The sequence below is a fragment of the Rhizobium sp. YAF28 genome, from assembly GCF_052113285.1.
Taxonomy (GTDB): domain Bacteria; phylum Pseudomonadota; class Alphaproteobacteria; order Rhizobiales; family Rhizobiaceae; genus Rhizobium.
In genome coordinates this window covers 107,201-122,724 of the sequence record NZ_JBFRCX010000013.1, presented here as the reverse complement: position 1 = coordinate 122,724, position 15,524 = coordinate 107,201, and the positions used below count along the sequence as shown (strand labels likewise).

Here is a 15,524-nt window from a genome sequence, read left to right as displayed (position 1 = left end):
GCCTCCTAGCGCCCCTGCCCGGTGCGGGTGAGAACGAAATCGAAATCGGAGCGCCACAGCGTATCGCCGTTCTCGACAGGTTCGAAAGGCGTGACCAGCGTCTTCTTCACCCCGAAAACGGTGTCTGATTGAAGGTAGGGGTCTTTCCCGACGAAAGTGTGCGTCACGAGCTTCTCAAAGCCGTCGGCGCGGACCATGTAGTGCATGTGGGCCGGACGATAGGGATGGCGTCCGAGCGACGCCAGCATCTTGCCGACCGGTCCGTCATCGGGAATGGGATAGGAAACCGGCTTGATGCCGACGAAGCTGTAGGCTCCGTCGGAGCCGGTGATAAAGACACCGCGATTGTTCCACTTCGGCTGGATATCGGGCTGCTGCACGTCGTAATAGCCTTCCGCATTGTCCGACCAGACGTCGATGCGGGCGCCCGCAACCGGATTGCCGTCAAGATCGATCACCCGGCCGGTGAACAGACAGCTTTCGCCCTTGCCGTCGAGGCAGATCAGATCGCCCATACGGCGTACGGGAGCGCCCTCGACATGGAACGGGCCGAAGACGGTGTTTTCGGTCGCCCCTTGTGGCCGCTGGTTGTTAATGGCGTCGACCAGCATGGAAAGACCGAGCGTATCCGAGAGCAGGATGAACTCCTGGCGTTCCTGCGTGCAGATGTGGCCCGTGCGGGTCAGGAAATCGATGCCGAATTCCCATTCCTCCTGCGTGAGCTCGATCTCGCGCGCGAAATTGTGGAGATGCTTCACGAGGGATGCCATGATCTTGGCGAGCCGCGGATTGACGTCCTTGGCCATGCGCGCATTGACGGTCTCGATCGAGTTTTCCTCGGTAAAATATCCCGCCGGCGAAACCGGTGCTGTGAGGTCGGCACTCATGCGGTCCTCCTCCAATCAGGGTATGATGCGATCCGCGCGCAGGCGGTCGAAAGCGTCGGTGAAGGACTGGGTCGTGTCCTGATAATCCATGAAGCCGAGCTTGCGGCTGCGGCCCATATCGTTGAAGGTCTCGACCTGCCGACCAAGATCTGCGTCCGAATGCCAGAAGGAGGCGACCCGCGAGAGCGCATTGGGCTGCAGGTCATATTTTCTGACCATTCCGTTCCAGATCTCGTCTGCGCCCGCCATCTGGTTTTCGAGGGGGTCGGGCGAACCGGAATAGGGTGCTGCCTCAATGCCGAAATAGGCGGCGATCCGCGGCCACAACCATTTCCACCGGAAGACCTCGCCGTTGACGACGTTGAACGCGAGATTGGCCGCTTCCTTCGTGGTTGCGGCCCATCGAAGATGCCGGGCAAGCAGGCGCGCATCGGTGACATCGGTCGTCGCCTGCCATTGCTGCGGCGATCCAGGGAAGACGAACGGCCTTCCCGTCTCCTTGCAGATCGATGCGTAGATTGCGAGTGTTGCAGCCATATTCATTGCATTGCCGACGGCATAGCCGATCAGCGTGTGCGGCCGGTGGATCGACCAGGTAAAGCCGTCGCGGGCTGCGGCAGCAAACACCTCATCCTCCTGGACATAGTAGAAATTTTCCCCCGGCAGGCGCTCCTGCTCTTCGCGGAAAGGGGTCTCGGGCTGTGTCTTGGCGTAGGATTCGAACGGCCCGAGATAATGCTTGGTGCCAGTCGTCAACGCGACATGGCCCACACTTGCGCCCTGCAAGCCATCGAGCACATTGCGGACGATCGCCCCGTTCACCTTGCAGTTTTCCGCTTCCGTCTCCTGGCGCGACCAGGCAGTGATGAAGACGTGGCTTGGCCGCAGACCGAGCAGCGCACCACGGACGGAATCCGGATCGACGAGATCGCACTGAAGCGTTTGCACCCCGGCGATCGGGCTGACGGATCGGGACAGGCCCGATACGCCCCAGTCACCCGCGGCAAGCAGGAGTTCGGCTAGGTTGCTTCCGGTAATGCCGGTCGCGCCGACAATCAGGGCATGCTTTGTCATGGGTTCAACCGTTCAACAGTGTGATCTTGATACTCTTGGTCGGATCCTGTCCGAAGGCAAAGGCCTGGACCGCCTCCGTCAGGGCAAAGTCATGCGTCTGGATCGGCGACAGATCGATGCCTGTCCGTTCCAGAAAGCGAATAGCAGCCGGCCATACACCCGGTGAGCCGATGCAACCGCGCACCGTCAGGTTCTTCATCTGAATCTGGCCGATCACGACCGGCACCTTGCGGCCGATATTGATGCCGACCATCGACACACGGCCTTCCTCGCGCGCGTAGTCGAATGCTGCCGCAAGCGAGGCATCGTGACCGGAGGCCTCAATGACGAGATCGGCCCCCTTTCCGCCGGTCAGCTCGCGGATCGTCTCTGCCGCACCGCCGTCAGATGGATCGAGCGCGACGTCTGCGCCGAGCCGCTTTGCGACGTCCCGGCGCGAGGCAAGCGGATCGACGACGATCACGCGCGCGCCCATGCCGATGGCGGCCGCAGCCGACACAAGGCCGATCGTACCGCCACCCGAGATCACGACGGTTTCGCTGGCATTTGTCCCGCCGGAACGAAGGACGGCATAAAAACCGCAGGTAAACGGCTCGATCAGCGCGGCTTTCTTGTCGTCCACGGCGTCCGGCAGCTTATGAAGCCATTCCGGATTGACCGTGAAATACTCGCGGTCAGCGCCGCTGATCGAAAAGCCGAAATGATGCAGGCGCTCAGGCGTGCGCACCACGCATTCGCCGACAACGCGGTCGCCCTTGCTGAAGCCCTGGACGTTGCGTCCGACTTCGACAATTTCGCCGCTCCATTCGTGCCCTGGTGTCACCGGATAGGAGATCGGGATGATGTAGCGGCCGGCAAGCAGTTCATAATCGGAGTGGCAGATCCCAACCGCCTTGGTGTGGACGAGAACCTCGTTCGGCGACAGGTCCGGTATTCCAACCTCGGCGACGACGGGCTTTTCGGGAGCCTCGAAAACCAGAGCTTTCATGTCCTTCTCCTCAGACCTTCTCGAGCGTGCCGCTCTTTGCGGAGCGTACAATCGCTTCCAGCAGAGCGATGTTGTTGATCATGTCCTCACCGGTGATCGGATAATCCGCCTCGCCACGGATCGCCCGGGCGAATGCCCTCAGATTGTCACGGACCGGTTCGGCGGGTGGCAGCTCACGAACGGTGATCTTCTCGTTCTTCCAGCCTTCGGTCACCACCCAGCCATCGGGTGCCTCGACATGGGCCCTGTCGCGCACTTCGATCCATCCCTCCGTCCCGAAGACGGCGAAGCGGGAGATGAAGGGGGTGGCGAGCGTTGCCGAGACATAGGCCGTGCCGCCGCCTGAAAAACGGATGTGAGCACTCATCGTATCGCCCTGCGGGATGCTAGACGCGAGATTTTCGCAAACGACGCGCACGTCCGCGGCAGGGCCCATCAGCTTCACCGAGAGGTCGGTCAGATGGATGCCGGTCGCCGTCATGCCGCCTGCTGGCGCCTGATCGGCCTTCAGCCGCCAATTGGAGGGATCGAGTGCCAGAAACTTGTCATGGCTGAAATTCGCCTCGATCTGCAGAAGCCTGCCAAGCTTGCCCGATTTTGCAGTGTCCAAGATTGTAGCGATCGGCGGCTCGAAACGACGCTCGTGGCCCATGCCGAGGACAAGTCCCGCATCGTGACAGAGATCCACTGATGCCTGCGCGCCAGCCTTTGTCAGGTCCAGCGGCTTTTCGCAGAAGACGTGTTTTCCGGCTGCAACGACACGCGCGATCTGTTCCCGGTGCAGCGAATGCGGTGTCGCGAGCACAACGGCTTCGATCGTCGGATCCGCGAGCGCTTCCGCCATGTCATGGGAATATTGCAAGCCCATCTCGCCAGCAAAGGCGGCTGCGTCGGGATTGGGATCGATGCCGCGGACGAAATGCATTTTCGCGCCCCCGGCATTGACGAGGCTCGCCATCTTGCGACCCCACCAGCCGAGACCGACCAGCGCTGCGATGACGGGTTTATCTTCGCGCATGGTCATCGATTGTCCACTCGCTTGTTGAACGGGTGGATGTTGACGGTTTTCCAAACGCCGGCCTTGGTGAAGGGATCGGCCTTGTTGAACGCAACGATCTCTTCCTTGGTATCGGCCTCGAAAACGAAAAGCGAACCGATCATGGTCTCGTTGTCGTCGGCCAGAAGCGGACCGGAGATGACAGTCTTGGTCTTGCCGGTCGACAGATAGGCCTTGTGGGCGTCGTAATTGGCGTGGCGCTTGTCGACAGCGCCCTCGTGATCAAGGCAATGAACAACATAATGCATGTCTAATTCCTTTCGAATTCAGGCAATCGCGTGGTCGTCGGAGGTTTGGCCTCTGGAATTCCTTGATCAGGCCTTCATGTTGACGAGGATCTTCATGTGGGAGGCGGCCGGATCGATCAGGGCCTCGAAGCCTTCTTCGACCACGTCCTCCGGGGCGATCTGCGCCGTGACGATCTTTTCGACCGGGAAGATTCCCGCTCCGATCATCTGCGCGATGCGCGGCCAGATCTGCACCGGATAGCACCAGGTGGCTTCGACGGTGATGTCCTTGAGCGCCCAGAGCATTGCATCGATTGCCGCCGGCCGGACGTGAAGCCCGACCTGCACGACCGTGCCCTGACGCCGGACGGCCTTGGCGCAAAGATTGAGCGACGCCTCGGCGCCGACGCATTCCAAGGCGACGTCGACACCGACGCCTTCCTCAGTGTGGCTGCGGAACAGCGCTTCGGTATCGGTCTGGCGCGGATCGAAGACAATCGCTTCAGGAACGAGCGTCTTGGCCAGCGCCCTGCGGTTGGGATTGAGTTCCGAGACGAAAATCGTCGTGGCGCCTGCCGCCTTTGTCGCCAGGAGCACGAGGGCGCCGATCGGACCGACACCAGACACCAGCACCGAGCTTCCGGAGGTGACGCGACCGCGATCGACGCCGTAAAGCGCGACGGCAGCAGGCTCGATCATCGCTGCCTGAACATCGGAGACGCTGTCTGGGACCGGAAAGACGTTATAGCCATTGACGACGGCGCGCTCGCCCATTCCGCCCCAGTCCCATGACAGGCCGACGCAGGCCATCTTTTCGCTGAGGTGGAAGAGCCCACGCCGGCCATAATAATCGTCGCGCGGCGAGATCAGCGGCTGGATCGAGACGCGCGAGCCTGGAGCAACATGCGTGACGTTCCTGCCGACCTCCAGCACACGTGCGGAAAATTCATGACCGAGAATCTGCGGCAGCGTGGCGCCGGAATAGACATGGGGGGTGGCCGGTGTGACGATCGGCCCTGCAATATACTCGTGGATATCGGTACCGCAGATGCCGCAAACCAGGGGGTCGATCAGCACCATGTCGTCGCCCAGGCGGCCGCTTGGCGCCGGCACGTCTTCGACGCGAATATCTTTCTTGGAATAGTACCGTACAGCCTTCATCTTCACGCCTTTCATGATGAACTTGTTATTGAGCCGCCGTCGCAGACCGGTCCGATGCCCAAAGCAAGACGCTTTCCGGTCGGTCCTGTCACAGCGCTCGTCCTTTTAGATCAGCACCATGCCGCCATCGACCATGATGGTCTGGCCGGTGACATAGTCGGATGCCTGGGAGGCGAGAAACGTCGTGACGCCGGCGATATCCTTGGGAAGCGATACACGCCCCAGAAGGATCGATTGGGAAAAATCATTGATCGCCTGTTCCGGCTTTTCCGTCAGGCCGCGCTCGATGAACTCGCGGTCGAGCTGTTCCCACAGCTCGGTTTTGACGACATCCGGGCCGAAGCAGTTGACCGTGATCTTGTGTTCTGCAAGCGCGCGGGCAGCCGCCTGCGTGATCGCAACAACCGCGAATTTGGAAGCGCAATAATGGGCAAACAACGCGTAGCCCTGCTTTCCGGCGATCGAGGCAGTGTTGACGATCTTGCCACCATCGCCCTGAGCGATCATTTGCCTTGCCGCCTCCTGGGTTCCGATCAGAACGCCGCGGCCATTGATCGCCATGATCCTGTCGAAATCCTCATCCGTCACCTCCATGAAGGGGCAGGTCTGACTGATGCCGGCATTATTGAACATGACGTCGAGGCGGCCGAAACGAGATACGGTTTCGTCGATCAGCGCCCTGACGCTGGAACGGCTCGAGACATCGACGGCAATTGCAACCGCGCTGCCGCCCGCAGAGGAAATTTTTGATGCGGTTTGCTGCGCGCTATCAAGATTGAGATCTGCAATCACCACGCGCGCTCCATTTTTGGCAAGATCGGCGGCAATGCCCGCGCCAATACCGCGCGCCGCGCCGGTTACGATGACGACCTTATTGTTGACCGATCCACTCATGGCATTCCCTCCCAATAGAACTCCCGTCGCAGCTGAGACCGTCAGACGTGACGGACAGGGCGAATGCGACAGGCCGCGGTGCGATGGGATCCGACCGGGACGGCAGGCCGCCTCATCTGATCCACCCCTCCCCTGAACTGTCCGAACCGCTGACGACGCGGGATCAGGCGCGGAAGCGCTGGCTTCCGCGTCATCTCCAACATGTTGACGGCAATATTCCTCCCACAGGAACCGCCGTGCGATCCGAAGCGAAGGCTAGAGGATCAACCTGCGCTTCGACAAATCCTTAATTGTCCGAAATGGATATTTTCAATGCAGCAATAGGTCTTCGGCTGACGCTAGTATTTCTTCGGGAGGAGACGGCCCTCGCGCCGAGTTGAGGCATGTTTTCGCCCGGTTCGCTGGCGCTCCTTCGACATAGAGCTGCATCGAGAATTCCGGTTGGCGAACGCCTCCGGGGAAGGAAGGTTTTGCATGAGCGAGACGTTGAAAGTGGGATGGGCCGGAATCGGCAAGATGGGCGCGCCGATGAGCCGGCGCGTCCTCGAGAACGGATATGCCTTGTCCGTCTATGAGCCACTTCCGGAAAACCGTGCTTCCGTCGTTGCGCAGGGCGCGAACGTCGCCCACAGCCTGGAGGATCTGGTCGAGGCATCCGACATAGTGATCCTGACCATTCCGAATGACGAGGTGCTGCGTCAGCTCACACTTGCACCCTCCACGCTTGTCGAACTGCTCAAGCCCGGCCAGATCCTGGTGGAGATGAGCACCGTCTCGCCGGAGCTTTCGGCCGAAGTTGCAGAAGCCCTTCACCGCAAGGGCGTCGACTATGTGCGTGCGCCCGTTTCGGGCAGTACGATCACCGCATCCTCGGGTCTGCTCTCGGTCATGGTCTCTGGTCCCGAACAGGCATATAAAAAGGTCGAGCCCGTCCTGGCGAGCTTTTCAGCGAAACGGTTCTATCTCGGCGAAGGCGAGCAGGCACGCTATCTGAAACTCGTGCTGAATGCGCTCGTCGGCGCAACGGCAGCCCTTCTTGGGGAGGCATTGACGCTTGGATTAAAGGGAAATCTGACCGTCGAGACCATGCTCAACGTCATCTGCGAGAGCGCTGTCTCGTCACCGCTGATCGCCTACAAGCGCGACCTGCTGGTCAACCGCAATTTCGATCCCGCATTTTCCGTCTCACAGATGATGAAAGACTTCGACCTGATCCTTGGGGCGGCAAAATCCGATCATGTTCCGATGTATCTCGCCTCGATGATCCGCCAGCAGTACGAGGCAGCCTTCGCCGATGGTCTTGCCGAAAAGGACTTCTTCGTGCTCTTCGAACAATATGAGCGCCTTGCTGGCCTGGGCCGGGAAAAGGCTGCTGCTTCGCACACCCTCAAGGCCATTTAGCGCTTTGACGGGGCTGGCGAGCGGAAGAGTTGCCGGCTAGTCTGATTGCAGGCAGCGCGACGGTTGGGAGGCCGACGTGAACGAATATGAAATGCTGCGCGTCATCGATTTCATCGAGAAAACGCGCCGCCCCTTCAGAGAGGTCGTCGAAGCGGCCGATGATGATGCGATCTGGCTTATCGTCACGTTCCTGATCAAGTCGCATATTCTGAGCCAGCCTGTCTCGATCTCGACGCTCGGGCAGGAATCCGGTCTTCCCTATGCAACCTCGATGCGATTGATCAATCGCCTCATCGATGCCGGTTACATTCTCAAGGTCGCCAAGGGACAGACAGGCAAGAGCTTCGCGCTGCAGCCGAGCGAGCAATTGCTTCGCTCCTTCGAGCTTTATGCCCGCAAGACGAAATCCCTGCTCGCCCAGACATTGGGGCTGCGGGCAGGCGAGGAGGAGGATGAGTATTATTTCGGGGGAACCCCGCTCGGTTCGCAAATCATCCCGCCGATGCGGCTGGTGCAGAAGCGCGCGGAATCGCAGATCGAGCTTCGTTTTCTCCTGAACGACGACAATTATTTCTCCGCAATGCGCAACATGTGGGCCGACTTCCGCAGCAACCTCGCTTCGCGCAAGAATTTCGACCTTCTGCCGCTGCCCGATCTTTATCGACGCGCGCGCGAAAATGGCGCCAAGCGGCTTTCCGATTACGACGTCATCGCCATCAACATGCCCTGGCTCGGCGAATTCGCCGAGAGAGGCGTTATCAGGCCGATCGACCAATATATCCAGAAGACGGGCATCAACCCGCTCGATTTCCATCCCTCCATCTGGTCTTCAGCGACCTGGGAAGGGCGTGACTACGGCGTTCCCGGCTATTGCACCATCGAGGTCCTTGCAGCGAGAAAGGACCTGTTTGCCGATGCGAGCCTGTCGTTCCCGAAGACATTCGACGATGTGATCAATGCCGGTCGCAAATTTCACGCTCCCGATGAGGGAATGTTCGGCGCGGTCTGGGATGGTGCGCGCGGCATGCCGATCGCCTCGAGCTTCCTGTTTTTCATGGGCGCCTGCGGTCAACCGGCGATTTCGCTGCGCAAGATCCGCGCGGGCTTCACGCTTGAGGGCGTCAACCTCGAAGAATTGAGCTGCACGATTCTGTCCGACGCTGGTTTTGCGGCACTTGACTATATGCGCAGGCTGCTCGAAATCTCTCCGCCCAAGATCCTTGAAATGGCTTGGGACCAGACGCTCGCAGTGTTTCTGAAAGGAAAAGCAAGTCTCGGCTATTTCTGGACCATGCGCGCGGCTCGCTTCGAATATGACGTCCAGTCGGTCGTCAAGCGCAGGGTCGAATATCTGCCTCAGCCCTCTGGCCCGGGCGGCACGCGCGCCTCGCCGATCGGGGGCTTTCTCTTCTGCATTCCGACAAATCTGCCCGAGGAACGAGTGGAACTGGCCGCCGATGCGATCGCCTGGATGGCATCGAGAGAAGCAATGAAAGCGCATGTGAAAAACGGATTTCCGGTCGCGCCGCGTTTTTCCGTCAGTGCCGATCCGGAGGCTGCCGCAAGTTCGCCGATCGTGCGTTTCGTGGACCAGCTCGCCAAGAAGAACCTTCTGCAGACCTGGCAGCGCCCAAAGATCCCACAATATACGACGATCGAGAAGGTCCTCGGCGAAGAGATCCATGAGGCATTGCTCGGCAATAAGACGCCGCGGCTTGCCCTTGAGCACGCCGCCGCTCAAATTGAAGAAAGCCTCAAATCCACGCAGAGGAGCTGGACACGGCAAAGCACGGTTTAGTCAATCAAAATGCACCGGCGATGAACGACGACGGGTGGCCGTGGATATTTACCACGGCCCCAAAAAGCCGCCTGTTCTTATCCTAGCTGTGTGCCATCACGGCCTGGTATGCCTCGATCAGTAGTGCTGCATTCTCCGGTCGCGCATCAATCTGACCGGCTTCGATATCAAAAGCCACGTCCATGACCCGTTGATTGACCGGGGCTTCCTGTCCGTGCACGCGCAGTATATCGACAACCCAGCCATTGACCTCCCCAACTTCCGCTCGGCGTCCCTTGCGCCAATCCTGCAGCGACGTCGTCAATGTGTCGGCCTGTGAAAAGGTCTTCAGCACTTCGTCGAAGATCTGATCGACATAACGTTCCGGATGATTGGTGGTCACCGGCGGCATGCCGATGATCGGAACGATTTTGGCTCCGTCGGCGAGTGCTGCCCGCATTGCCTCATATCCGGCGGCCCGCATGACCTCGAGCATGCCCGGTGCGCGCGCTGCATCGGCGAGCGGCAGATTGATGATGGCGGACGGAATAAGTTCGGCGGCATTGACGACAAGCTTCATCCACTTGGCGGAACGAATGTCGTCCATCACTTCGACCGTGCCGGAATTGCGCAGCAGATCGGCGACTGCTTCCACGCGATCCTGCGTCTTCGGATCGAGCGCGCCGAGCGCAAACCAGGACGTGTCATGATCGTTCTGCCGGTTGGTGACGCCGGGCACGAACATATTGGAGGCGATTTCGATGACGGCGCCGATCGTCCGCTCGCGGCCGACCACGTCGGCAATATCCTCATGCGTCATGCCGTTTTGGAGACCGACGACCAGCCCATCAGGCGCCAGACATGGCTCGATCAGCTGGCATGCCCATTTGGTGTCGTAGGCTTTTACCACGAGGAACACGACATCGAAGGGTTCCTTGATTTCGGCGACCTGACACAGGTGTAAAGCCGGGACCTTCGCATTGATGGTGCGTTTCGGCAGGTTCACCGTGATGCCCTTTTCACGGATCGCCATCACATGCTCCGGCCATTGCTCGATGAAGGTGACGTCAAGGCCCGCCAAGGCGAAATCCGCCCCGATGGACGCGCCTTGCGCGCCCGTTCCAACAAATGCAATCCGCGGACCGCGCGTCTCATCCCAACCCATGAACTTCTCCTCTCATACTGTTGCTCCGGCCGGTAACGGCCATTCATGCCTCGATAAGGGTGGCGTTTGACGGTTGCGCCGAAAGGCTGTCGCGCTCCGATGGCGCGGGCGATCTCGACGATCCGTTGATTGACAGGCGCGCTCTGGCCCGCCCTTTTCAAGGTTTCGACCACGTGACCGTCGAGATCGAGGACCTCCGCGCGCCGTCTCTTGCGCCAATGCTGGAGAGCGGTCGTCAGCGTATCCGACATCATCAGCAACCTCCCCTGTCGATGATCCACCACGCCACCCGGTAAGAGGCCGATGTCCGTGGATACGCCGAAATCCTCCCGAGATTTCGTGAGAGATCGTAGGAAAAATCTCCAAAATGTGAAACGACGCAATTATCCATTCTGGATGCCGGGCGTCGTCCAATCACGCAGCCCGACCTCCGAGCCGGGCGAGATCGTCCGGGCCATGACTGGCTGGTGCAGCCTCGCGGCGATGGACGCCTCAAAGTCCGTCATGTCGAGACGCATGGCAACCCGCCTTCGACCGAACGAAGATCTGCTCGACTTGCCCGGTCCTACACAAACTATGAAGGCATGTAGAGGCGCTAGAGCTACGGCCACACGTTGCTGAAGCGCTCACTAAAAGTGACCGCGACCAAAACTGAAGCGTTTCCGCGATTGCTTGGCAGCTAATGCGTAGCGGCGATCAAGGTCCGATTCTCTCTCAGTCAGGATCAGACTAGCGCCCGCCACGAAGGGAGGGCGTAGTCCAACCGTAGTCACACCCCCGGCTTGGAGCAGATTTTCGGCGTCTCTCAATCGCGGTCGGTCCGATATTTTCGGTTTTCTAAATTGAGGAACCCGTTTGTGCCCGGTCGCGGCGATGACTGTGGACCTCTGGATTTTGAAACTGTAGCTGCGGACTTTTGCGTTCAGCCGCCGTGTCCAAGGTCCTTTCCGCTGCCTGGCAAAGATGCAGGGTGGGGCTGTTGAAGAACCAATCGTCGGCGGAGCTACGCGGAAGTCACCGACAAGGCGATTCCAAAAACTTTCCTTTGCCTGGAGGGATGTCGGGCTGAGCTGGTAGCTTCTTGGCTGTACACGAACAGTAAAATTGACAGAAAAGCACTTGCCAGTCGCTTCAAGTTGACTGCCGCGGCCGTCAAGCGAAGGACAGAGGTCGTCGGCATCTTTCCCAACGACGATGCCATCTTCAGACTCGTCGGCGCTTTGTTGCTGGAGCAAAATGACGAGTGGGCTGTTCAGCGCTCGCGATACATGACACCGGAAAACATCGCTACAATAAGCGATGATCCGCTTATCAACTTGCCCGCTCAAGTTGACCCGTTCCCGGCTCTGCCCGGGAAGCTCGACGATCGAACGAGCTACACAACTCCCAGGGACATCATCGCTGGTCGCTGGTGCTGGTCGCGAACACCCTGCTGACGGTCGTATATTCTCTGGTCGAATCGTTGGCTCGGTAAAGCTGGTTCGTTTCCCCATGAGCCGAGGAAAGCTGGCGCTTCTCTTCTCCGGCCACGTTGACATGACAGCAGCTGGTTCTTATGTTACATGTAACAACGTCAAGGGAGTTTCCTTATGGCCACCTCTGTCAACGAAAGAGTTCAAAAGCGTCGTGAAACATTGCGGGCTGCCGGCCTGCGACCGGTGCAGATATGGGTCCCCGATACTCGCCGCCCCGGTTTTGCCGCCGAATGCCATCGTCAGTCCGTTCAGACAGCCCTTGCCGATGCTGGCGACCGTGATTTGCAAGATTTCCTCGATGCCGCTCTCGGCGACCTGGACTCCGAAGGTGAAGCGTGAGGCGTGGTGACATCGTCACCGTCGTAACCAGCGGCGATTTCGGCAAGCCTCGTCCGGCACTTGTCATCCAGGCCGATCAGTTCGACGCGACAGGCACGGTCACTGTGCTGCTGATTTCCAGTACACTCATCGATGCGCCGCTCATTCGGCCAACAATTCAGCCAACCGCGCAAAGCGGATTGCGGAAAGCCTCGCAAGTGATGGTGGACAAAGCCATGTCCGTGAAACGCGAAAGAATTGGTACGATGATTGGTCGCCTGGAAGATGATGCTCTCCTAGCAGTCACCCGGTCCCTCGCCGTTTTTTTGGGTATCGCGTAATTACGAATTTATGCCTACGTCAGATTCCTGTGCACTTCGACGTTTCAGTGACCACGAGGTTCAAGTATCGATAGTGGTTGATTTGAAGGACCGGCGGCCGGAAATGCCATCCCAGTCAGTCTATTTCTTCCCCTTGGTCGCGCCGGTAAACAATCCAAGAAAGCCTTCACTGGTTGGCTGAGGTCGGCAAATTCGGCGTCACTTTTGATTTCTTCGAATGTCCCTTCCTTGCGCTGCCTGATGGTCCATTTCACATTCGTCGGTTTGTCCGGGCCGAAGGTGTAGATCGCTTAGAGGGCGATGAGTGTCACCGCGCCAATCTCCAGCATCGGCATCTGGCGATCCGCGTCCGCGATCGCCTCGGAAATCAGTTGCTCGGTCTCCCGTTGCTACGCAGCGTGCGCAATCCACAGCAACGCAATTTCATTGAGGAGTTCTGGATGTTTGCGAAGCGTTTCGAGGGCCTCATCCACGTCTGCCTTGTCATCGACCACCGCTTTCAAATTCGACATCATCTCATCAGGCGATAGGTCGCCCGATGCTTCGAAGACGGTCGTATCCAGGACCTGAAGGATCGTCTCGGGCGTCGCACCCTTCTTGTTGAGATCATCTGCAATGCTCATTCCCAGGCTCCCTCGATGACAAAAGAATGGGCTTGCCATGCCGGCACTCCCGGTTGATCGCGGCGGCGACGGCAGAGCTCATCGCCTTGTTCAGCGGTTGCCCTGCCACGGAGCCCGCTATCGCTTCGTCGAGGGTGGGCAATGCCAGCTCTGCGTCAATTTTCCAGCGCGGCGCTACGACAGCGCTCGTGCCGACACGGCTCAGGAGCGTTGCGAAGCTCGTCCGTTCGTCGAGGCCGCCGACGGAGACGATACCCGACGAACAAGCCCTGAGAAAAACCGTTTTCGCCGCTGTCGTCTGGTTTTTGAGCGCCATACGGCCAAATCGATGCCCACGGTTGGCGGCGACGAGAGCCGACATGGTGTAGCCTGGCGGCGGGTTGCCGTCGTGGTCAATGATGAGCGCGACTTCACGACGTCTTTCCAGACTTGCCCATGGCAGAGCACCTTCAAAACGTCGGTCGTAGCGAGCATGTCGCTCAACGCCGCACGCGTTTATCGATAGCTTGTCACTTGAGCCGATATCATTTCCATCTTGTTCAGTGCGGCAAAGAATGCTTCATCAGAGGCGATGGGGCAATCTCCTCATTGGTCAGCGCAACGAGCATCGAGCTACCGTGCAGGTACGAGGCTGGACGCCGAAGCTGGAAGGCGCCAGGTTTTCCAACCCGAAATAACCATTCCAACAAACGGATCCTCCCGGCCGCGGCCGCCTCCCCCAGGGCCTCAACGAAACTGGCATCGATCATAAGACGCCCATTCCTATGGTTAGCTCATCATACCAGTTGACATGTCAATGAGCATCCGGCAAGAAAGGCTCCAGCTTACAAGAGGAGGACGTAATGCTGACCCTTTCTGCAAAATTGAAGTCTTCATGCGTGGCCGCCATCGCAATTGCGGCTGTTGCGGTCACCCCCGTCAAGGCCGAGGACATCACGCTCTGGACGCTGAACTTCGACAATAATGCCGCCAACGTGGCGTTGAAGAAGGTTGCGAGCGATTTCGAAGCAGCAAACCCGGGAACCCATATCGAGATCGTCCAGCGCGCCGTCGACGAGCACAAGACGGCGCTGCGCGTCGCTGCCGGTTCCAACCGCGGCCCGGACATCTATTTCAGCTGGGCAGGCCTTGGCCTTGGCGGCGAATATGTGAAGGCCGGCCTGTCGCTGCCGCTCGACAAGTACTACACCGAATACAAGTGGAACGACGAGCTGCTTCCCTCGGCAGCTGCCTTTGCCGATCTCTATCCGGGCGGCAAGCACGGCACCCCCTTCACCTTCAAGGGTGAGGCCGTCTATTACAACAAGAAGCTCTTCCAGCAGGCCGGCATCACCGAAGAGCCGAAGACCTATGACGAGCTTCTGGCCGCAGCCGACAAGCTGAAGGCAGCCGGCATTCCGGGCTTCACCTTCGGCGGCACCGTCAACTGGCACGTCATGCGCCTGATGGATGTGATCCTGGAAACCAAATGCGGCGCCGAAAAGCACGATCAGCTGAAGCTGATGAAGCTCGACTGGTCGAAGGAGCCCTGCGCGACCGACGCGTTCACCGAATTCGCCAAGTGGACGAAGGACTATACGCTGCAGCCTTTCATGGGCATCGACAACAAGCAGTCCTATAGTCTCTTCACCGCCGGCCGCGCGGCGATGATGCTGGAAGGCGACTGGCTGGTCGGCCAGCTGTCCGGCAGCGGCGTCAATCTCGACGATTACGGGATCTTCCCCTTCCCGACCAATACCAACCGCCTCTATGGTTTTGCCGAGTACAATTACATCAGCACCAAAACCAAGAACCCGGACATGGCTGCGAAATTCATCGACTATTTCCTGTCGAAGAAAGTGCAGCAGGATCTCGTCGGCCAGATCAGCTCGATCTCGGTCAACAAGAATGTCCAGTACACCAACCAGAAGCCTCTGGAAGCCGAGTGGCTGGATATCTTCAAGACCTACAGCAAGATCTACATGAATGGCGACCAGGCCTTTCCGCTTGACGTGACGACGGAATATTTCCGCGTCATCAACGATGTTGCCTCCGGCAGCATCGAGCCGGCCGCAGCAGCCAAGCAGATGCAGGCCTTCATCGCCGGTAGAACCTAACTCCTCCCGAGACGCCGGCTGGCCGACACAATGTCGGTCG

Annotated in this window: 16 protein-coding genes and 2 pseudogenes; 6 read left to right on the top strand and 12 right to left on the bottom strand. The window is 59.2% G+C overall.

Annotated features, from left to right (window positions below):
* Positions 1-5: 5 nt before the first annotated feature.
* From AB4Z13_RS26595 to AB4Z13_RS26565, 7 genes are all read right to left on the bottom strand, one after another.
* Positions 6-887, bottom strand: coding sequence for an intradiol ring-cleavage dioxygenase (locus AB4Z13_RS26595; protein ID WP_442207239.1), 882 nt, complete (start codon positions 885-887; stop codon positions 6-8).
* A 15-nt stretch (positions 888-902) separates the two neighbouring features.
* Complete coding sequence (locus AB4Z13_RS26590) at positions 903-1,961, bottom strand: SDR family oxidoreductase (protein ID WP_442207238.1); 1,059 nt, start codon at positions 1,959-1,961, stop codon at positions 903-905.
* 4 nt (positions 1,962-1,965) lie between these two features.
* Entirely contained in the window at positions 1,966-2,949 is a 984-nt protein-coding gene (locus AB4Z13_RS26585) for a zinc-dependent alcohol dehydrogenase (protein WP_310380336.1), read from the bottom strand.
* Between the two features lie 10 nt (positions 2,950-2,959).
* A complete protein-coding gene (locus AB4Z13_RS26580) occupies positions 2,960-3,973 on the bottom strand; it encodes a Gfo/Idh/MocA family protein (RefSeq protein ID WP_442207237.1) in 1,014 nt (337 codons plus the stop codon).
* Positions 3,970-4,254 (bottom strand): YciI family protein, encoded by a 285-nt coding sequence (locus AB4Z13_RS26575; protein ID WP_113320225.1) that lies wholly within the window; start codon positions 4,252-4,254, stop codon positions 3,970-3,972. The genes AB4Z13_RS26580 and AB4Z13_RS26575 overlap by 4 nt, the downstream gene beginning before the upstream one ends.
* A 66-nt stretch (positions 4,255-4,320) precedes the next feature.
* Positions 4,321-5,409 (bottom strand): 2,3-butanediol dehydrogenase, encoded by a 1,089-nt coding sequence (locus AB4Z13_RS26570; RefSeq protein ID WP_442207236.1) that lies wholly within the window; start codon positions 5,407-5,409, stop codon positions 4,321-4,323.
* A gap of 90 nt (positions 5,410-5,499) precedes the next feature.
* On the bottom strand, positions 5,500-6,288 hold the full coding sequence (locus AB4Z13_RS26565) for a glucose 1-dehydrogenase (RefSeq protein WP_442207235.1): 789 nt from the start codon (positions 6,286-6,288) through the stop codon (positions 5,500-5,502).
* Positions 6,289-6,762: 474 nt separating this feature from the next.
* Between AB4Z13_RS26565 and AB4Z13_RS26560 the strand changes: the two genes are divergently transcribed.
* Positions 6,763-7,689, top strand: a complete 927-nt coding sequence (locus AB4Z13_RS26560; protein WP_113320228.1) for an NAD(P)-dependent oxidoreductase — start codon at positions 6,763-6,765, stop codon at positions 7,687-7,689.
* A gap of 76 nt (positions 7,690-7,765) precedes the next feature.
* The gene (locus AB4Z13_RS26555) at positions 7,766-9,487 is read left to right on the top strand and encodes an extracellular solute-binding protein (protein ID WP_442207234.1); all 1,722 of its coding nucleotides are present in this window, start codon (positions 7,766-7,768) and stop codon (positions 9,485-9,487) included.
* Positions 9,488-9,569: 82 nt separating this feature from the next.
* Here the strand turns inward: AB4Z13_RS26555 and AB4Z13_RS26550 are convergent, their stop codons facing one another.
* Positions 9,570-10,631, bottom strand: coding sequence for a ketopantoate reductase family protein (locus AB4Z13_RS26550; protein WP_310380323.1), 1,062 nt, complete (start codon positions 10,629-10,631; stop codon positions 9,570-9,572).
* Between the two features lie 1,003 nt (positions 10,632-11,634).
* A pseudogene (locus tag AB4Z13_RS26545) lies at positions 11,635-11,787 on the bottom strand (IS5/IS1182 family transposase); the annotation flags it as partial.
* Between AB4Z13_RS26545 and AB4Z13_RS26540 the strand changes: the two are divergent.
* The 3 genes and pseudogenes from AB4Z13_RS26540 to AB4Z13_RS26530 all read left to right on the top strand — a co-directional run.
* A pseudogene (locus AB4Z13_RS26540) lies at positions 11,783-11,953 on the top strand (transposase); the annotation flags it as partial. The pseudogenes AB4Z13_RS26545 and AB4Z13_RS26540 overlap by 5 nt on opposite strands.
* Before the next feature lie 267 nt (positions 11,954-12,220).
* Positions 12,221-12,445, top strand: coding sequence for an antitoxin MazE family protein (locus AB4Z13_RS26535; protein ID WP_007812256.1), 225 nt, complete (start codon positions 12,221-12,223; stop codon positions 12,443-12,445).
* Positions 12,442-12,765 (top strand): type II toxin-antitoxin system PemK/MazF family toxin, encoded by a 324-nt coding sequence (locus AB4Z13_RS26530; protein ID WP_113320233.1) that lies wholly within the window; start codon positions 12,442-12,444, stop codon positions 12,763-12,765. The genes AB4Z13_RS26535 and AB4Z13_RS26530 overlap by 4 nt, the downstream gene beginning before the upstream one ends.
* Before the next feature lie 389 nt (positions 12,766-13,154).
* Here AB4Z13_RS26530 and AB4Z13_RS26525 read toward each other — a convergent pair whose 3' ends face one another.
* The 3 genes from AB4Z13_RS26525 to AB4Z13_RS26515 form a co-directional block, all read right to left on the bottom strand.
* Positions 13,155-13,388, bottom strand: coding sequence for a hypothetical protein (locus tag AB4Z13_RS26525; RefSeq protein WP_113320234.1), 234 nt, complete (start codon positions 13,386-13,388; stop codon positions 13,155-13,157).
* Positions 13,372-13,749, bottom strand: coding sequence for a CHAT domain-containing protein (locus AB4Z13_RS26520; RefSeq protein WP_442207233.1), 378 nt, complete (start codon positions 13,747-13,749; stop codon positions 13,372-13,374). The genes AB4Z13_RS26525 and AB4Z13_RS26520 overlap by 17 nt, the downstream gene beginning before the upstream one ends.
* A gap of 178 nt (positions 13,750-13,927) precedes the next feature.
* Positions 13,928-14,137, bottom strand: coding sequence for a hypothetical protein (locus tag AB4Z13_RS26515; RefSeq protein WP_442207232.1), 210 nt, complete (start codon positions 14,135-14,137; stop codon positions 13,928-13,930).
* 93 nt (positions 14,138-14,230) lie between these two features.
* Between AB4Z13_RS26515 and AB4Z13_RS26510 the strand changes: the two genes are divergently transcribed.
* Positions 14,231-15,484, top strand: a complete 1,254-nt coding sequence (locus tag AB4Z13_RS26510; protein ID WP_442207231.1) for an extracellular solute-binding protein — start codon at positions 14,231-14,233, stop codon at positions 15,482-15,484.
* Positions 15,485-15,524 lie beyond the last annotated feature (40 nt).